The 18404-nt window shown below is 56.3% G+C and carries 19 protein-coding genes and 5 tRNA genes; 10 read left to right on the plus strand and 14 right to left on the minus strand.

All coding sequences use genetic code 11. The features are described from left to right. The first annotated feature begins 59 nt into the window (after positions 1–59). The gene (gene nadC / locus RHM55_RS10985; RefSeq protein WP_322181946.1) at positions 60–908 is read left to right on the plus strand and encodes a carboxylating nicotinate-nucleotide diphosphorylase; all 849 of its coding nucleotides are present in this window, start codon (positions 60–62) and stop codon (positions 906–908) included. Between the two features lie 52 nt (positions 909–960). Here the strand turns inward: nadC and RHM55_RS10990 are convergent. Further along, a tRNA-Thr gene (locus RHM55_RS10990) sits at positions 961–1037 on the minus strand. Positions 1038–1199: 162 nt separating this feature from the next. Then, a complete protein-coding gene (locus RHM55_RS10995) occupies positions 1200–1631 on the minus strand; it encodes a pilin (RefSeq protein WP_322181948.1) in 432 nt (143 codons plus the stop codon). Positions 1632–1852: 221 nt separating this feature from the next. On the opposite strand from RHM55_RS10995, the gene pilB reads away from it, so the two are divergent. From pilB to yacG, 5 genes are read left to right on the plus strand one after another with little or no spacing between them, the layout of a single operon-like run. Next, complete coding sequence (gene pilB / locus RHM55_RS11000) at positions 1853–3553, plus strand: type IV-A pilus assembly ATPase PilB (RefSeq protein WP_322181950.1); 1701 nt, start codon at positions 1853–1855, stop codon at positions 3551–3553. Between the two features lie 2 nt (positions 3554–3555). Then, complete coding sequence (locus RHM55_RS11005; RefSeq protein ID WP_322181952.1) at positions 3556–4773, plus strand: type II secretion system F family protein; 1218 nt, start codon at positions 3556–3558, stop codon at positions 4771–4773. 2 nt (positions 4774–4775) lie between these two features. Beyond that, positions 4776–5648, plus strand: a complete 873-nt coding sequence (locus RHM55_RS11010) for an A24 family peptidase (RefSeq protein ID WP_322181954.1) — start codon at positions 4776–4778, stop codon at positions 5646–5648. Then, positions 5645–6268, plus strand: a complete 624-nt coding sequence (gene coaE, locus RHM55_RS11015) for a dephospho-CoA kinase (protein ID WP_322181956.1) — start codon at positions 5645–5647, stop codon at positions 6266–6268. The genes RHM55_RS11010 and coaE overlap by 4 nt, the downstream gene beginning before the upstream one ends. Beyond that, positions 6265–6468, plus strand: coding sequence for a DNA gyrase inhibitor YacG (gene yacG / locus RHM55_RS11020; protein ID WP_322181958.1), 204 nt, complete (start codon positions 6265–6267; stop codon positions 6466–6468). The genes coaE and yacG overlap by 4 nt, the downstream gene beginning before the upstream one ends. 26 nt (positions 6469–6494) lie before the next feature. Here yacG and RHM55_RS11025 read toward each other — a convergent pair whose 3' ends face one another. The 3 genes from RHM55_RS11025 to RHM55_RS11035 all read right to left on the minus strand — a co-directional run bounded on the left by RHM55_RS11025 (position 6495) and on the right by RHM55_RS11035 (position 8189). Further along, positions 6495–7193, minus strand: coding sequence for an energy-coupling factor ABC transporter permease (locus tag RHM55_RS11025; protein WP_322181961.1), 699 nt, complete (start codon positions 7191–7193; stop codon positions 6495–6497). Then, positions 7190–7651, minus strand: a complete 462-nt coding sequence (locus RHM55_RS11030; RefSeq protein ID WP_322181964.1) for a hypothetical protein — start codon at positions 7649–7651, stop codon at positions 7190–7192. Before RHM55_RS11030 ends, RHM55_RS11025 begins: the two co-directional genes overlap by 4 nt. 103 nt (positions 7652–7754) lie before the next feature. Beyond that, positions 7755–8189, minus strand: a complete 435-nt coding sequence (locus RHM55_RS11035; protein ID WP_322181966.1) for a DUF393 domain-containing protein — start codon at positions 8187–8189, stop codon at positions 7755–7757. Positions 8190–8596: 407 nt separating this feature from the next. Between RHM55_RS11035 and folE the strand changes: the two genes are divergently transcribed. Continuing rightward, a complete protein-coding gene (gene folE, locus RHM55_RS11040) occupies positions 8597–9157 on the plus strand; it encodes a GTP cyclohydrolase I FolE (RefSeq protein ID WP_322181968.1) in 561 nt (186 codons plus the stop codon). A 150-nt stretch (positions 9158–9307) separates the two neighbouring features. Here the strand turns inward: folE and RHM55_RS11045 are convergent, their stop codons facing one another. Then, positions 9308–10654 carry a glutamine synthetase family protein gene (locus tag RHM55_RS11045; protein ID WP_322181970.1) on the minus strand — a complete coding sequence of 449 codons (1347 nt, stop codon included), beginning with the start codon at positions 10652–10654 and terminating at the stop codon, positions 9308–9310. A gap of 32 nt (positions 10655–10686) precedes the next feature. Next, the gene (locus RHM55_RS11050) at positions 10687–11244 is read right to left on the minus strand and encodes a helix-turn-helix domain-containing protein (RefSeq protein ID WP_322181972.1); all 558 of its coding nucleotides are present in this window, start codon (positions 11242–11244) and stop codon (positions 10687–10689) included. Between the two features lie 291 nt (positions 11245–11535). Between RHM55_RS11050 and RHM55_RS11055 the strand changes: the two genes are divergently transcribed. From RHM55_RS11055 to RHM55_RS11065, 3 genes are all read left to right on the plus strand, one after another. After that, positions 11536–12165 (plus strand): DUF1780 domain-containing protein, encoded by a 630-nt coding sequence (locus RHM55_RS11055; RefSeq protein WP_322181974.1) that lies wholly within the window; start codon positions 11536–11538, stop codon positions 12163–12165. Beyond that, positions 12162–12671: an MOSC domain-containing protein gene (locus RHM55_RS11060; RefSeq protein ID WP_322181976.1), complete on the plus strand. Its 510-nt coding sequence runs from the start codon at positions 12162–12164 to the stop codon at positions 12669–12671. Before RHM55_RS11055 ends, RHM55_RS11060 begins: the two co-directional genes overlap by 4 nt. 84 nt (positions 12672–12755) lie before the next feature. Next, a complete protein-coding gene (locus tag RHM55_RS11065) occupies positions 12756–12929 on the plus strand; it encodes a DUF3094 family protein (protein ID WP_322181978.1) in 174 nt (57 codons plus the stop codon). 328 nt (positions 12930–13257) lie between these two features. Here RHM55_RS11065 and RHM55_RS11070 read toward each other — a convergent pair. From RHM55_RS11070 to rluD, 7 genes are all read right to left on the minus strand, one after another. Continuing rightward, positions 13258–13334 (minus strand) — tRNA-Pro (locus RHM55_RS11070). A 101-nt stretch (positions 13335–13435) separates the two neighbouring features. Continuing rightward, a tRNA-Lys gene (locus tag RHM55_RS11075) sits at positions 13436–13511 on the minus strand. 5 nt (positions 13512–13516) lie between these two features. Next, positions 13517–13593: transfer RNA gene (locus RHM55_RS11080), tRNA-Pro, on the minus strand. Between the two features lie 26 nt (positions 13594–13619). Further along, positions 13620–13695, minus strand: a tRNA-Asn gene (locus RHM55_RS11085). A 282-nt stretch (positions 13696–13977) separates the two neighbouring features. Next, on the minus strand, positions 13978–16542 hold the full coding sequence (clpB, locus tag RHM55_RS11090; RefSeq protein ID WP_322181981.1) for an ATP-dependent chaperone ClpB: 2565 nt from the start codon (positions 16540–16542) through the stop codon (positions 13978–13980). Positions 16543–16693: 151 nt separating this feature from the next. Continuing rightward, the gene (gene pgeF / locus RHM55_RS11095) at positions 16694–17416 is read right to left on the minus strand and encodes a peptidoglycan editing factor PgeF (protein ID WP_322182868.1); all 723 of its coding nucleotides are present in this window, start codon (positions 17414–17416) and stop codon (positions 16694–16696) included. An 8-nt stretch (positions 17417–17424) separates the two neighbouring features. Next, entirely contained in the window at positions 17425–18387 is a 963-nt protein-coding gene (gene rluD / locus RHM55_RS11100; RefSeq protein WP_219062582.1) for a 23S rRNA pseudouridine(1911/1915/1917) synthase RluD, read from the minus strand. Positions 18388–18404 lie beyond the last annotated feature (17 nt).

Here is an 18404-nt window from a genome sequence, read left to right on the forward strand (position 1 = left end):
GGGTGGGTTGCGGCGGTGGGGTGCCTTATACTCCAGCCACTTAGAAAGTGGAGCCCGCTATGCCAAATCTACGCCTCGCCCACCTGACTGCCGAAATCGAAGCCAACGTGCGCCGTGCGTTGCTTGAGGACGTTGGCAGTGGCGATATCACCGCCCAATTGATCCCTGCAGAACGCCTCGCCAAAGCCACTATCATCACTCGCGACGCGGCGGTGATCAGTGGCTCTGCGTGGGTGGATGCGGTTTTTCGTCAGCTGGACCCTCGCGTTGCCGTGCACTGGCAGGTCACCGATGGTGATCGGGTCAAGCCCAACCAAGCGTTGTTCCACCTCGAAGGCCCCGCGCGTTCATTGCTCACCGGCGAACGCAGCGCGCTGAACTTTCTACAAATGCTGTCGGGCGTTGCGACGTGCGCACAGTTCTACGCGGACAAAGTCGCCGACACCCAGGTCAAGCTGCTGGACACCCGTAAAACCCTGCCGGGCCTGCGCCTGGCGCAAAAGTACGCCGTCACCTGCGGCGGCTGCCATAACCACCGCATTGGCCTGTTCGATGCCTTCCTGATCAAGGAAAACCATATCGCGGCCTGCGGCGGAATTGCCCAAGCCGTCAGCGCAGCCCGTAAAATCGCCCCCGGCAAGCCGGTGGAAGTCGAAGTCGAAAGCCTCGACGAACTCAACCAGGCCCTCGCTGCCGGCGCTGACATCATCATGCTCGACGAACTGAGCCTGGACGACATGCGCGAAGCCGTCCGCCTCACCGCCGGCCGCGCCAAACTCGAAGCCAGCGGCGGCATCAACGACACCACCCTGCTGCCGATTGCCGAAACCGGCGTCGACTACATCTCCATTGGGGCGCTGACCAAAGACGTAAAAGCCGTGGACCTGTCGATGCGCTTGAGCCTCTGACGTTTCGCCAGGCATGAAAAAGCCCGATCAGTGATCGGGCTTTTTTTGACGCTGGTGCCGAAAATAGGAATCGAACCTACGACCTTCGCGTTACGAGTGCGCTGCTCTACCGGACTGAGCTATTTCGGCGATGGGGTGAGGCTAGCATCGAGTCGCAAAGCAGGCAATCCGCAGGTTGCAGATAAGATGCGGTATGACCAGAGCTATGTGGGAAGTGACTAAAATCAAAAAGCCCCTGCGAAGAACAGAGGCTTTTTGAATAGATCAAATCTACACGCTCTTCTGGAGTTTTTAGACGCCAGTCTGGGCCTTAGTACACCCACCGGACGTTACACCCACCCAGGTAATTTTGTTTGCGTCGCCCACGTTTGGAGTCCAAGTAACCACACAGGAATTCACGAGCGGAGTACCTGTGACCACAATTGCTGCAGTAGCTGCGGTCAAAGTCAGGCTAGTGAGGTTAGTAGTAGCAGTCGGCAAACCAGGATAACCAACTTGAGTAAGCAATTTGGCTGCTGTATCACAACTTGCAAGGGTGCTGTTATTAATCTGCAAGCACTCAGCAATGGCGGCCTTGACCGGCGCAATAATTGTGTTGTTCTCAGCGAATCTAGCACGAGTGACATAATTCTGATATTGCGGAATCGCGATGGCCGCCAGAATCCCGATAATCGCTACGACGATCATCAACTCGATAAGTGTAAAACCTTTTTGTGCATTCATCGATACTTCTCCACGCGTCAAATAGATGTGCCGTACTCTGTACGAAGCATAGGACGTGCCAATTCCAATGGTCCCATGTAACCGACTTTTCAACGCAGCATTCCCCAACAGCCCTCTCAAGACAAGCAGAAACTGACAATTTTGGTCACTTTCTCGCCTGACATTTGGCAGCACAGCCCGACTGCGCTATAAACCTCCCACTGTCTGTGTCTGGTGGTTTTATGACTGATGTTGTCCTTACCGGTTTGGCCAAGCAATTAGTGCTGACCAACCTGCTAAACGAAAAAGCGGCGCAACAGGCGTATCAACAAGCCCAACGTGGCAAGGTTTCGCTGGTCAGCTACCTGGTGCAAAACAAGCTGGTGAAAAGCCTGGTGCTTGCCGAGATCGCTTCCGAGCAATTTGGGGTGCCGTTCCTGGACCTGAGCAGCCTGGACAAAGACAGCCTGCCAAAAGGCCTGGTCAGCGAAAAGCTGATTCGGCAGCACAATGTCTTGCCGTTGTGGCGTCGCGGCAATAAATTGTTCATCGGGATATCAGACCCCACTAACCACCAGGCCATCACCGATATACAGTTCAATACCGGGCTGACCACCGAAGCCATTCTGGTGGAAGACAACAAGCTCACCGACGCCATCGACAGATTTTTCGACAGCCAATCCTCCGGGATGGGTGATCTCGCCGATGTCGATCTCGAAGGATTGGACGTCGGGCTCGCTGACGATAAAAAGCAGGACGCGATCGCAGGACAAGATGCCGACGACGCGCCAGTGGTGCGCTTCGTCAATAAGATGCTGCTGGACGCCATCAAGCTGGGCTCATCGGACTTGCACTTCGAACCTTACGAAAAGTCTTACCGGGTCAGGCTGCGCACCGACGGCATTTTGCATGAAGTCGCCAAACCACCGATCCAGCTGGCCGGCCGAATCGCGGCGCGCTTGAAGGTGATGGCCGGGCTGGATATTTCCGAGCGGCGCAGGCCGCAGGATGGCCGGATCAAGCTGCGTATCTCAAAAACCAAATCGATCGATTTTCGGGTCAACACCCTGCCGACCCTCTGGGGCGAAAAGGTGGTGATGCGGATCCTCGACTCGTCCAGCGCGCAAATGGGCATTGATGCCCTAGGCTATGAGCCCGAGCAAAAAGCGCTGTACCTGGAGGCGCTGAAACAACCGCAAGGGATGATTCTGGTCACCGGCCCCACGGGCTCGGGTAAAACCGTTTCGCTGTACACTGGCCTGAACATTCTCAATACCGTCGACATCAACATTTCAACCGCGGAAGACCCGGTAGAAATCAACCTGGAAGGCATAAACCAGGTCAACGTCAACCCAAAACAAGGAATGGATTTCGCCCAAGCGCTGCGTGCGTTTCTGCGTCAGGACCCGGACGTGATCATGGTCGGCGAGATCCGCGACCTGGAGACAGCCGAAATTGCGATCAAGGCTTCGCAAACCGGGCACATGGTCATGTCCACGCTGCACACTAACAGTGCGGCGGAAACCCTGACCCGCCTGCATCATATGGGCGTCGCGGGGTTTAATATAGCGACCGCGATCAACTTGATCATCGCTCAACGTCTGGCACGCAAGCTCTGCCCCCACTGCAAAAAAGAAATTGATATTCCGCGTGAAACTCTGATCAAGGAGGGGTTCCCAGAGGACCGTATCGGCAGTTTCAAGATTTATGCACCGGTCGGTTGCGAACACTGCAATGGCGGTTACAAAGGCCGTATCGGGATTTACGAAGTGGTGAAAAACACCCCTGCCCTGGCACGGATCATCATGGAGGAAGGCAACTCCATGGATATCGCGATCCAGATGCGTAAAGATGGCTTTAACGACCTACGCACCTCCGGCCTGATGAAGGCCATGCAGGGCATCACCAGCCTTGAAGAAATCAACCGCGTGACCAAGGACTAGACATGGCAACAACAGCAGTTAAGGTCAGTGTTTACGCTTGGGAAGGTATCGACAGGAAAGGCACCAAACTGAAGGGCGAATTGAGTGGGCACAACCCTGCGCTGATAAGGGCCCAGCTACGTAAACAAGGCATTACTCCGAGTAAAGTGCGCAAAAAATCCACGTCGTTTTTTAGTGCTGGAAAAAAAGTAAAATCACTGGATATCGTACTGTTTACCCGACAGATGGCGACCATGATGAAAGCGGGGGTTCCGCTGCTGCAGTCTTTCGACATCATCGGTGAAGGGTTCGATAACCCCAATATGCGAAAGCTGGTGGAGGAGGTTAAACAGGAGGTGGCTGCGGGTAATAGTTTTGCCTCGGCGTTGCGCAAAAAGCCACAATATTTCGACGATCTGTACTGCAGTCTGGTGGACGCCGGAGAGCAAGCGGGCGCGCTAGAAACTTTATTGGAAAGGGTTGCGACCTATAAAGAGAAAACCGAAGCGCTGAAAGCCAAAATTAAAAAAGCCATGACCTACCCCCTCGCGGTATTGGTCGTAGCCTTTATTGTGTCAGCGATTCTTCTGATAAAAGTGGTGCCGCAGTTTCAGATGGTGTTTGCTGGCTTCGGTGCAGAATTACCGGCATTCACCCTGATGGTGATAGGCCTGTCCCAGATACTGCAGGACTGGTGGTGGATCGTCATTGCCGCTGTTGTCGCAGGCATATTCGGCTTCAAATATGCCCATAAACATTCGCAACGGTTTCGCGACGGGCTGGACAGAGGCCTGCTGAAAATACCAATCATTGGGCCCCTTATTTATAAATCGTCGATCGCTCGATACGCTCGCACGCTGTCCACTACATTTGCCGCTGGCGTGCCCTTGGTTGAGGCGCTGGAGTCAGTCGCAGGCGCGACAGGCAATGTTGTATTCAAGAATGCAGTCAATAAAGTAAAGCAGGATGTGTCCACTGGCATGCAGCTGAATTTTTCCATGCGCAGCACAGGTGTTTTCCCCACCTTGGCGATTCAGATGACGGCCATCGGTGAAGAATCAGGCTCTTTGGACGGAATGCTCGACAAGGTTGCGACCTATTACGAAGACGAAGTCGACAACATGGTCGATAGCCTGACCAGCCTGATGGAGCCATTCATCATGGTGATCCTTGGCGTCGTCGTTGGCGGCCTGGTCGTCGCCATGTACCTTCCCATCTTCAAGCTCGGCTCTGTGGTCTAAACATGCCCCTCCTCGACTTCCTGGCCTGCTCACCGCTGGCCTTTGTTTTATCCACCCTGATCCTGGGCCTTCTGATCGGTAGTTTCCTCAACGTCGTCATCTACCGCTTGCCCAAAATGCTCGAACGCGAGTGGAAAATTCAGGCGCGGGAGGTATTGGCGTTACCCCCCGAGCCCATCGGCGAAACGTTCAATCTGATGCTGCCCCACTCCCAGTGCCCGCAGTGCGCGCACACGATTCGCGCCTGGGAAAACCTGCCGGTGATCAGCTATCTGTGTCTGGGCGGTAAATGCTCTGGCTGCAAGGCGCCGATCAGCAAGCGTTACCCTTTGGTTGAGCTGGCCTGCGGTGTGCTCTCGGTGTTTATCGCCTGGCATTTCGGCTTTGGCTGGCCAGCGGCGGCGATGCTGGTGTTGAGCTGGGGTTTGTTGGCGATGAGTCTGATCGATGCGGATCACCAACTACTGCCTGATGCACTGGTGCTGCCGCTGTTGTGGCTGGGTTTGATCGTGAATACCTTCGGCCTGTTCACCAGCCTGCATGACGCTTTGTGGGGCGCAGTGGCCGGGTACATGAGCCTGTGGCTGGTGTTTTGGCTGTTCAAGCTGGTCACGGGCAAGGAAGGCATGGGTTACGGTGACTTCAAGTTGCTGGCGATGCTCGGCGCCTGGGGGGGCTGGCAGATTCTGCCGTTGACGATTCTCCTGTCGTCGCTGGTGGGTGCGGTGCTGGGCCTGATTATGCTGCGGCTGCGCAATGCCAAGACCAGCACACCGATCCCCTTTGGTCCCTATCTGGCGATTGCAGGGTGGATTGCTTTGCTCTGGGGTGGTCAAATAACGGCCTCCTACATGCAGTTTGCCGGTTTCAAATGACCAACCCTGCTTTCAAACCCTGGATTCTCGGCCTTACCGGCGGCATCGGTAGCGGCAAAAGCGCTGCGGCGCAGCACTTTATCGACCTCGGCGTTCATTTAGTGGATGCCGACAATGCCGCACGCTGGGTGGTTGAACCTGGGCGTCCAGCCTTGGCGAAGATCGTCGAGCATTTCGGCCCTCAGGTGCTGCAGGCCAGTGGTGAACTGGATCGCAGCGCGTTGCGCGGCCTGATCTTTCAGGACCCCGAGCAGCGCCGCTGGCTGGAAACGTTGCTCCATCCGCTGATAGGTCAGGAGATCATCAGTTACCTGGCACGCGCCGAATCGCCCTATGCGATTCTGGTGTCCCCGCTGCTGGTGGAGTCCGGTCAGTACAAGATGACTCAGCGCGTGCTGGTCATTGATGCCCCGGAGCAGTTGCAGATCCAGCGCACGATGCAGCGCGACAGTACCAGCGAGGAACAGGTGCAGGCCATTCTCAAGGCTCAAGCCAGCCGCGAGCAGCGCCTGCGTCACGCCGATGATGTGCTGATCAACGACCGCGATCCCGCGTGGCTGAAGAGCGAAGTCGAGCGCCTGCATCACTTTTATTTAACCTTGCGTGGAGGCCAACCATGAGCAAACCTTTGACCATCGACTGCCCAACCTGCGGCGCGCCCGTGGAATGGGGCGCTGTCAGCCCGTTTCGTCCCTTCTGCTCTGATCGCTGCAAGCTGATCGACCTGGGCGCCTGGGCTGCCGGAGAAAATACGATCCCTGTCAGCCCGGATGCCGAAGACGAACTGTTTTCCGGCGACTTGCCGTCACACGACCATTGATCAAACGCGACAGCTGATAACCTCAATCAGCTGTCGCCTTTGCGCGGCCCGTCATCGTTCCACGGCGCTTGCAGGTAACGGGTTCGATTGAACGTTTCGAGCCATTCGGGGCAAAAAACCACCAGTGCACTGATCACTATGCCGTTGATAAACGCCTCGGGGAAAATGATCAACCACAGGTAGCCGATAAAATCCTCCAGCCACTCCGGCATGGCGAACAGGCCGTCCCACCACAACACACCTAGTCCCAGCAGCAGGCAGAGCAAGGCCGACAATGCCGCGGCAAAAAAGCCCGAGCAAAAGATGTACACGAAAGGGTTTTTCGGTTGGGCCCGCTCCACCACTACCGCGCAGGCTTCAGTCACAAGCACCGGCAGCACAACCAGGAGCATGCCGTTCACCCCCAGAGCCGCAAGATCCTGCCGCCCCAGCGCCAACAAGCCCAGCTGCGCCGCCAGCCCACCGACAATTGCCAGCGGCCAATCGAGCAGCAAGGTCACCGCAGTCATGCCAATGAAGTGGTACGACACACCGGTATCAAAATCACGCCGCACCAGCCATAGCAGAAACAACGCGAAGACGGTCCCGAACAGCAGGTGTTGACGCCGGCTGTCGGTAAACAGTTCAACCCACGGCGAACGCCACACCGCCCACAACAGCACGGGCAGATAAAGCAGCCAGCCAACAGTCATGGTTTCCGTGGACAGGACCTGTGCGCTGATCATGGTTGATCAAGCGCCTTACGCAATTCATCGGCCGTGCTGAATTGCTGTTCTTTGACCAGCTGCCCGTTATGCAGTTGCAGCCACAGCACTTTGTCGGGGTCACCGGCATAACGCGGCACGACCCGGGCATCGCGATCAAGCATGACCCGGTAGGAGTAAGCGCGCATGGCCGGCACCGCGAACAGCTTGGCGACCAACGCGGGCATCTTCTCGATATCGGCAACGAATACGGTATTGCGCGCTTCCAGGTAGCCCTTGGGTTTGCCCTGCAAAGCGGCGTTCACCAGCTTGGCGGCGCCCATGCTCCGAGCGACCAGCAAGGTTTGCGCCTGGTCATTCAAGGTGTAGGCCTGATCGAACTGATCCAGCAGCGTCCATGGGGCCACCTGCTCGCCGACTTCAAGCGCCTGCGCACCCAGTGGCAAAAGGCAGAGCATTAATACTGACCAAAATTTCACCCGACGCTCTCCTCTGGTACCGGTTTAATTCTTGCTCGCAGTCTACACCGACGCCGGGGCGCTAAACTCAACGTAATCGTAGACCTGAACGCAGACATACGGCTCAATCAGGTATTTTGCATTTACCTGTGGAGTTGCAGCGTCTGGCGCCTTCAGGGTGAGGTAACCATGCAAGATGTGGCCGCAATACGCTGAATAACGTGTAGCCGATCAAAAGTACCGGTCGCAACAGAGGCCAAGCCAAGGGCGCAGCCCATCGTCCAAGGCCTGCTGCGCGCCAGCTCCATAAGGTGGCGTCAATACCTGTCAGCCAGGTGCCGTTGGCAGTGCGCGCATGAAGCCGATCGCGCAACGCTTTTACATCTCGATCAAGGCCTCCCGCGTCGAACTCAGGCACGCTGATATCAATCAGTATCAACCGGGTCGGATCGGCATGACGCCGTAGCCATGCAATCTCTCGAGCGCACAACGGGCAATCTCCATCGACATAGAGCGCCAGTGGCAGAGTGGGTGACCCGCAAAATGCTTTAGTCCTCATTACAGCTCTCCTCATCCGTACCAACAGGCCGTCAGGCAATAATTCACAGGCGTACACCGTGACAGTCACACCGCAAAATGTTGTACACGGCCGTCTAAAAATTATCAACATGTACAAGTTTATCCGCTATTTTCGAGAGATTAACGTCAAATAATTGTACATGTAGTTATTTTTCGTATAAGTTTTTATCCGGAGGGCAGTTGGCAACGTGTCGTACTGGTCAGGTACCCAGCACTGCGCCACTGCCCTCTTCCTGTCATCGACCTTAAGCGAACATCCCGATGACTGCGGTGCCAAGCCCAGCTTCATCCCTCTGTTGCCCCGATACCTCCGAGTCCAGCCCCCTTCATGAATTTTCGGCATTTAAAGACCCTTATCAAAGGCCGAGCCTGCGAGGACGATATTCAATGAATGACCAACTGCCTAATCAGTACCGTGAGATTCTCTCGGGCATTGGCGAAAACCCTGAGAGAGAAGGCTTGCGCGATACCCCAAAGCGTGCCGCCAAGGCCATGCAATACCTGTGTAACGGCTATGGAAAAAGCCTTGAGAGCGTGGTCAACGGCGCACTCTTCAGCTCTTCAAGCGATGAAATGGTGATTGTCCAGGACATCGAGCTCTACTCGCTGTGCGAGCACCATTTGCTGCCTTTCATCGGCAAGGCACACGTGGCCTACATTCCCACCGGCAAGGTCCTGGGACTCTCGAAAATCGCACGCATCGTCGATATGTATGCCCGGCGTTTGCAGATTCAGGAAAACCTTACCCGACAGATTGCCGAGGCCATTCAAGAGGTCACCCGTGCCGCCGGTGTGGCGGTGGTGATCGAGGCCAAGCATATGTGCATGATGATGCGAGGGGTGGAGAAGCAGAACTCGGTGATGAACACATCGGTCATGCTGGGCGCATTCCGTGAGTCCAGCACGACCCGTCAAGAGTTCCTGCAACTGATCGGACGGCACAAGTAAGTACTCACACCGAGTCTCTGCACGTGCCCCGTCATATTGCTTTGGTTGAAGAGTTGATGGTGGTGTTCGCTGACAAGTCATCCGCTAAAAACCTGCCGTCTTTCAGGCGGCAGAGTTACCCGTCAGCGCACAACAACCATCAGCCGTCGTTTACAGGTACCAGCGGTATTCCCGCGCGTTGATTTCTTGCATGAAGGCCAAGTGGTCCTGGCGCTTATTCTCGCAGTAGACGTCGACAAACTCCGCGCCCAGGCTCTCGCGGATCCGTGGTTCGTCTTGCATGGCACGCACTGCGTCGAGTATTTCCAGCGGAAAGTCGATGCCGCTGCTCCGGTCTTCGTTGAGTGGCGCGATGGGTTCATGGCCGTTGGCCAAGCCGTTCTCCAGCCCGATCAGGATCGCCGCCAGAACCAGATAAGGATTGGCGTCGGCGCTGGCCAGACGATATTCGATTCGCAGGTTCTGCGGGTCCGACTCGGGAATCCGCACACAGGCATCGCGATCCTCAAAACCCCAACTGGCCCGCGTCGCTGCGTTCACTGTGCCGCCCAGACGGCGAAAGGCATTCTGGTTAGGTGCGAAGATTGGCATGCAATGGGGTAGCAGCTCCAGACAACCGGCCACCGCATGACGCAGCGCTTGTTGTTGGTTGGCTGCCAGCAGGTTATTGCCCTTTTCATCGTAGAGGCTGACATGTACGTGCATGCCACTGCCCGGGTGCTGCAAATACGGCTTGGCCATAAAGCTGGCGCGGTAACCGTGCTTGAGGGCGACACCGCGAGTGCTGCGGCAAAACAAAGCGGCCCAGTCGGCGGCACGCAGGCCGTCATCAAGGTGACCAAAGTTGATCTCGAATTGACCCGGGCCTAGCTCGGCCGTGATCACCGTGGTATCGATGCCCTGGGCCCGCGCCGTCTCGACCATGTCATCGAGCACCGGAGCAAAACGCGACAAGCGTTCGATGTGCATATTCGGCTGATCATCGGCATCGTCCGTCAACAGATCGCGTGGGAACTGTGGCTGTCCGTCGCGCAGCTGTTTATCGAACAAATAGAACTCCAGCTCGAAGGCCACCACAGGGTGAATACCCTTGCTGCGCAGGCGATCCAGCACCTGTGCCAGGACTTCACGCGGTTCGAACTCGATAGGCGCCTCGGTACCATCGGAGGTAATCAACATCTGCCCCAAGGGTTGTGCTTCCCAGCTCACTGGCTTGAGTGTGCCGGGCACCAGACGGCGACGGGCATCCGGGTCGCCGTCGTTGAAGCAGTAGTCGCCAATCTTGAACAGCCCGCCCTGGACACCCAGCAGCACGCAGTTCTGCGGCAGTTTAAGGGCACTGCCCGCGGCGACTTTCTCAAGCATATCCAGCGGATAGCGCTTGCCGTAAAAATGCCCGGGAATGTCCAGGGAAATCAGGTCGACGTAACGCACCTCGGGGTAGCGTTGGCGAAAAGCACGAACCTCAGCCAGCAGATCAGAGCACTCAGCATCCATCGTTGTTCTTCCTTTGATTTTTGTCGGTGTTATCAGGTGTAAACCCAGAGAACCCGGGTGAGCTGATCGGTGAGGTTGCCGTAGCGACAATGGGCATGGCTGGCCAGTTGAAAACTGTCGCCGGGGTACAAGGTGACCGGCGCCTCGTCATCCTTCAGCCACAGCGTCAACTCGCCTTCCAGAACATAGCCGCCCTGCTCGGAGCTATCGCTCAAGTGCCGCTCGCCACTGCTGGCACCAGCCTCCAGTTGGCTTTCGAGCATGGAAAAGGCGGCCTTCATCTTCGGCGAAACCAAAATGTCGGTAATCCCGTTGGCGTAATACAGCGTGCGTCGCTCATCCGGCCGGGTAACCCAAGGCAACTCCTTGAGTTTTGGCAAACTGTAAAAATAGGTGGTCGGTACCCCAAAGGTTTCACTGATCGCCGTCAAGTCAGCCACGGTGGGCCGTGACAAGCCACGCTCGACTTGCGAGAGAAAGCCGACAGAACGACCGATTTTGTCTGCGAGTTCCTTCAGGGTGTATTTCTTGTGCTTGCGTAAATCGTGAATAAGGATCGCCAAGGCAGCGATTTCTTCTTGCTTGTTCATGCCGGGCGCTCCAAAGGATGAGCGTAATAGCTGGCAATGTGCTGGGTCGATTGCTGAAACATACAGGCGCCTGTGAAATTATTATTTAATAATTTCATGAAAAACTATCATTTAAATTTCACGGACGCAACTTTCCATTCCAACCACTCAAACAACCTCTTCGAATCCAAGTCCTGAAGACGGATGAGCCTCAATCTTTACCGTAAGCCTAACGCCGCAGGCAGGGGCTACTCGGTAAAAAGTCTGAGAGACTCTATTTTTCAGGACTCAAATGAACGCTAAGCTTGGCTCATGGATGACTCAGATTATTTACGCCTGCTTACGGTCCAGGCCGAACAAGCCAACGCGTTCCTCTCCAATGCGCGTAAGTGGGAGCGTGAGCGTTGGGTTTGCCAGCGTTTGCTGCAAGGCCTGAACATCACGCACCGCAATGAAGACTTCACCCCGGCCGGGCAAGAACCGCCAGACGTGCTGTTTCGCGATGCGAGTTTCGAAGTGTTCTTTGTTCTCGATGAAGGCCGTCGGTTGAACGACGAGTGGCGCGAAGAATTACAGCGGCGGCGCAGTGCGTTTTCGTTAAGCCAATTAGTGCGGCGCGAGGCGAAACCCAAGCGCATTGCGGCCCATGAGCTGTTGCAGCGCCTCGCACCCACCTTGCGTAAAAAAGCACACAACTACCGCGAACGCGGGCTGGACCTGGGCGAACTGGACATCATTGCTTTCGCCAGCCTCAAGCGTGAAGTGCTCGATCTGAACAGTCATTTCCCGCCGCCCACTGAATACCTGCGCCAAGGCTGGCGCTCGTTATCCTTGGTCGGACCAACCTTCGCCCGCGTACTGTTCGCACACCCGGATGCACCGGATTTCCTGCGAACCAATCTAGGTCGCAGTGTCGTTTTCGATGTTGGAATCAGCTTATGAACCCGTTACAGACCAGCCCACTGCAAGCACTGTTGGCGGATGTCCCTCAACAGGGCCTGGTCCGCTGGATTGGCGTGCGCCCCGAATCCCGTGTCGACATGATTGAGCTTGAAGCGGTGGAAGCACGCCGCGAGGCTGGCCTGACGGGCGATCATTCGCGGCCAGGCCCGCATAACGCACGGCAAGTGACGCTGATCCAGTGGGAACATCTGGCAGTGGTCAGCTCGTTAATGAGCCGCACGGAGAAACACCCCATCGTGCCCCAAGACCTGCGACGCAATCTGGTGATCAGCGGCATCAATCTGTTCAGCCTCAAGGGACGGCGCTTCAAAGTCGGCCAGGCGATTCTGGAAACCACCGGCTGGTGCCAACCCTGCGCCCGGCTCGAGCAACGCTTGGGACACGGCACCTTTCAAGCCTTACGCGGCCATGGCGGAATCACCGCACGGGTGCTGCAAAGCGGAATTATTCGCCTGGACGACACCCTGTGCGTCGAACCCCTTTAGATCATTCATGCCTGACGCTCAGAGAGTCCGGTTTTCACGACTAGACTCCCACTCATGTGTTTTCGCCGACCGAATGAGGCTCAAATGACCAGCCGCCTAAACCCTGAAGATCAACAACGTGTCGAAGAGTATCTGCAAACACCCGTGCACACCGTCGAGCGCAGGCCTTTCAAGCCTTGGCTGCTCCTTGCGGTGGTACTGATCGTGGTGATTGGTCTGGGCCTGTTGAGCCGTTTGTTGAGTTATCTGACGCTATGAGCTGCCCTTTCGCAGAGAAGTCAGCCCTATCAAAATCAGAAAAGCGCTGATCCCTTGTGAATACCGTCTTGACCCTCACCGCGCAAGCGCAAGTTGTGGGTCAAACCCAGCCCCGCCGGAAGCTCGTGCCGGGCTTATTCGCAGACAAGTCAGCTCCTACATGCAGATCAAAAGCCCCAGCCTCTGCCCGCTAGGCCGTAGATACCCTGCTTACCCCTCAAATCAAAGGCATAAAAAAAGGCGTCCCGAAGGACGCCTTTTTTATTTGGCTTCGATGCGCATGGCATCTGGCCTTGATCTTCAACTCATGTACAGCCTGAGTAGAATATGGTCGGGGTAAGGGGATTCGAACTCCTGACATCCTGCTCCCAAAGCAGGCGCGCTACCGGACTGCGCTATACCCCGGTTGAAACTTTAAAGACACCTCAACAAGCTGTCTTGCGACCTGATACTCATGGCATCAGATCTATAAGATTCGGCTTCAAGGGTTACCTTGAAGCCAAAAATGGTGGGTCGTGTGGGATTCGAACCTACGACCAATTGGTTAAAAGCCAACTGCTCTACCAACTGAGCTAACGACCCAAAAATGGTCGGGGTAAGGGGATTCGAACTCCTGACATCCTGCTCCCAAAGCAGGCGCGCTACCGGACTGCGCTATACCCCGATAATACAGCTACATCTTGATAAAAATGGCTCCACGACCTGGACTCGAACCAGGGACCCAATGATTAACAGTCATTTGCTCTACCAACTGAGCTATCGCGGAACTATGCATTTCAGACGTAACTTCTACAACTACAGCGCTGAATTAACTGCTTATTTCAGCCTCAATGACCCGTTTGCATCGCTACGTTCGCGTCTCTGAGGCGCGCTATTCTACAATTTTAAAAAAGACTGTCAACCCTTAAAACTGCATTTAAGACAATGATTTGCGATTTTTTTCGGATCGCCGCGCTTACACCTGATATCTCGGTTTCTTGCCCCTTATGCCGCGCTGATAAAAAGACCCTCACGAGGAGGGTCCTTCTATATAGAGGTAATGAACGAATCAGCCGAAAGTAATCTCGTCGCCAACCACAGTACCGGTCACGGTGGCGCCAGGCAGGAAGCGCCCGGACAAAATCAACTGCGCCAACGGGTTTTCGATCCAGCGCTGTATTGCACGCTTCAGAGGCCGTGCGCCGTACACCGGGTCGTAACCCACCGCGATCAGTTTATCCAGTGCCTCGGCGCTCAACTCCAGCTTCAGCTCGCGCTCAGCCAGACGACCACGCAAACGGCCGAGCTGAATGTTGGCGATGCCAGCAATCTGATCGCGCGCCAATGGCTCGAACACCACGACTTCATCGATACGGTTGATGAACTCTGGACGGAAGTGCGAACTGACCGCGTCCATCACCGCCGCACGCTGTGCCTCGCGATCACCGACCAACTCCTGGATCTGCACCGAGCCCAGGTTGGAAGTCATCACGATCACGGTATTGCGGAAATCCACCGTGCGCCCGTGGCTGTCGGTCAGACGACCATCCTCAAGCACCTGCAGTAGCACGTTGAACACGTCCGGGTGAGCCTTTTCCACTTCATCCAGCAAGATCACTGAATAAGGCTTCCGTCGCACAGCTTCGGTAAGGTAACCGCCCTCTTCATAACCCACGTAGCCCGGCGGCGCACCGATCAGGCGGGCCACGGAGTGCTTCTCCATGAACTCGGACATGTCGATACGCACCATCGCCTCTTCGGTATCGAACAGGAACTCAGCCAGCGCCTTGCACAGCTCCGTCTTGCCGACGCCGGTAGGGCCGAGAAACAGGAACGAACCGCTCGGACGATCCGGGTCGGACAACCCGGCACGCGAGCGCCGCACTGCGTTGGATACCGCGACCACGGCTTCGTCCTGGCCAATCACACGTTGGTGCAACAGGCTTTCCATCTTCAGCAGCTTGTCGCGTTCGCCTTCGAGCATTTTCGAGACCGGGATCCCGGTCCACTTGGACACGACTTCTGCAATCTCTTCTTCGGTCACTTTGCTGCGCAGCAACTGGTTTTCGCTTTTGCCGTGCTGATCGACCATCTGCAGGCTGCGTTCCAGATCAGGAATGATCCCGTACTGCAACTCTGCCATCCGATTCAGATCACCACGACGACGGGCCGCTTCCAACTCCTGACGCGACTGTTCGATTTTCTGCTGAATTTGCGCCGAACCTTGAACCTCGGCTTTTTCCGAGGTCCAGATCTCTTCGAGATCGGCGTACTCACGCTCAAGCCGGGCGATTTCCTCCTGAAGTTTCTCCAGACGCTTGATTGCGGCTTCGTCGTCTTCTTTTTTCAGGGCCTGGGATTCGACCTTGAGTTGAATCAGGCGCCGCTCAAGACGGTCGAGCACTTCCGGTTTGGAGTCGATTTCCATCCGAATGCGGCTGGCCGCTTCGTCGATCAAGTCGATGGCCTTGTCCGGCAATTGACGATCAGTGATATAGCGATGACTCAGCTTGGCCGCCGCAATGATCGCGCCGTCAGTGATAGCAACCTTGTGGTGAACCTCGTAGCGCTCTTTCAAGCCACGCAGGATCGCGATGGTGTCTTCTTCGCTTGGCTCATCCACCAGCACTTTCTGGAAGCGCCGTTCAAGGGCTGCGTCCTTCTCTATATATTGGCGGTATTCGTTGAGCGTGGTCGCGCCGACGCAGTGCAGCTCGCCGCGAGCCAGCGCAGGCTTGAGCATGTTGCCCGCATCCATCGCGCCTTCACCTTTACCGGCGCCGACCATGGTGTGCAGTTCATCAATGAACAGGATGATCTGACCTTCCTGCTTCGACAGCTCGTTCAGCAGCGCTTTCAACCGCTCTTCGAATTCACCACGGAACTTGGCGCCGGCAATCAGCGCGCCCATGTCCAGCGACAGCACGCGCTTGCCTTTAAGGCCATCCGGCACTTCACCGTTGACGATCCGCTGGGCCAGGCCCTCGACAATCGCGGTTTTACCCACGCCAGGCTCACCGATCAGTACCGGGTTGTTCTTGGTCCGGCGCTGCAGTACCTGAATGGTTCGACGAATTTCGTCATCACGACCGATCACAGGGTCGAGCTTGCCTTCTTCGGCGCGCTTGGTGAGATCGATGGTGTATTTATCCAGCGCCTGACGCGACTCCTCGACGTTGGCATCATTGACCGCAGCACCGCCACGCAGATTGGTAATGGCATTTTCAAGGGCCTTTTTACTAACGCCCTGGCCCAGCAAGAGCTTGCCAAGCTTGTTGTTCTCGTCCATTGCCGCCAGCAGCACCAACTCGCTGGAGATGAACTGGTCGCCCTTCTGCTGCGCCAGGCGATCAGCCTGATTGAGCAGACGCGCCAAATCCTGCGACATATTCACGTCGCCGGTAGGATTCTGGATTTTCGGCAGTTGGTCGAGCTCTTTGCTCAACGCCTTACGCAGGCTGTTGATGTCAAAGCCGACCTGCATCAGCAGCGGCCTGATCGTACCGCCCTGCTGTTCAAGCAGCGCCTGCATCAAGTGCGCCGGCTCGATGCCCGAATGATCTAACCCCACAGCCAAGGACTGAGCATCAGATAAAGCCAACTGCAATTTGCTGGTTAACTGGTCTATACGCATTAGTTACCTTCCTTATTAAGCAGGCCGGAGCGATGGACACACCTATGAAGAAAACCTGCTGGATTGCCCATTAGATGCGGTCGATTTTGCAGGATTCAAGCGCTGTTTAATTGACGTAAGTCAGCAATTATGATGAGTGAGCGTAGTCGACTCAGTCAATCCAGACCAGAGAGGCGAAACGACCGGTGCGAGCGCTTCGGCGATAGGAATAAAAGCGTGGATCATTGACCGTGCAGAAGCCGCCGCCATACACCGCCGTCACACCACATGCCGCCAGACGCAGACGCGCCAGGGCATAGATATCGGCCATGAAGCGACCGGCATTGAGGCTTGGCACAAATGCCTGGGCAGTTTCAGGATGAGTGCTTATAAAAGCCTCACGAACTTCCGGTCCGACTTCGAATGCTTGCGGACCAATGGCCGGGCCGAGCCAGACAAGAATATCGCTCGCTGGCACCGCCAAATGATCGACCGTCGCTTCCAGTACGCCAGCAGCCAACCCACGCCAACCGGCATGGGCCGCTGCGACACGACTGCCCGCACGATCACAAAACAGCGCCGGCAAGCAGTCCGCGGTCATGATGGCGCACGCAACACCGGGAGTCATCGTCCAGCTAGCATCAGCTTCGACAACACGAAGAGGATCGGCTTGAGCAACGACGACACCGTGCACCTGGCGTAGCCAGGCAGGCTGGACATTCAGGCTGGATGTCAGATGCTGACGATTGGCAGCCACCGACTCAGGGCGATCATCAACGTGATCACCCAGATTGAAGCTGTCGAACGACGCCTGACTGACGCCGCCCACACGGGTGGTGACGCACGACTTGACCCCTGCCGGCGCAGGCCAGTCAGGGATCAGCCAATCCGTCACGAACGTGTTCACCCGATGAACGCCTCGCGATCCTGCTTCAGCAGCGACAACAGCCAGACAAAATCGTCTGGCAGCGGCGATTCCCACTTCATTCGCTTACCGGTCGTCGGATGATCCAGCTCCAGGAAACGCGCATGCAGCGCCTGACGCGGGAAATGTTTCAACGATTCGACCATGGTCACGCTGGCAGCAGGCGGAATACGGAAGCGACCACCGTAGGCGGGATCACCGACCAACGGGAAGTTGATGTGCGCCATGTGCACGCGAATCTGGTGAGTACGACCGGTTTCCAGCTTGACCCTTACATGGGTGTGGGAACGGAAACGCTCAAGCACCCGGTAATGACTCACCGCCTGCTTACCACCCTCCATGACCGCCATGCGCTGACGCTGCTGGCCGTGACGGCCGATCGGTGCGTCGATCTTGCCACCTGCGGTGACAACACCAATGACGATGCATTCATAGATCCGGCTGACGCTGCGATTCTGCAACTGCGTCACCAACTGGGTCTGCGCCTGGATTGTCTTGGCCACCACCATCAGACCAGTGGTGTCCTTGTCCAGACGGTGCACGATGCCAGCGCGCGGAACATTGACGATGTCCGGAAAGTGGTGCAGTAGAGCGTTAAGCAGCGTGCCATCGGCATGACCCACTGCGGGGTGAACCACCAAACCGGAAGGTTTGTTGATCACCATGATTTGATCGTCCTCGTAGACGATATCGAGCTCAATATCCTGCGCCACCCATTCACCTTGGGCTTCCTGCTCTGCGGACAGTTGCAGAACAGCGCCGCCATGAACGATGTCACGTGGGCGCAAAACGCCTCCGTCCACAGTCAGGCAGCCGTCTTTTATCCAGGCGGAAAGGCGCGAGCGCGAGTGCTCAGCGAATAATTGTGCGGCGACTTGATCGAGGCGTTGACCGCCCAATTCGGACGGCACCTCTGCGCGGAGTTCTATATTCTCGGACATGCTCAGACTAGGCTGCG

Source organism: Pseudomonas sp. MH9.2 (assembly GCF_034353875.1).
Lineage (GTDB): Bacteria > Pseudomonadota > Gammaproteobacteria > Pseudomonadales > Pseudomonadaceae > Aquipseudomonas.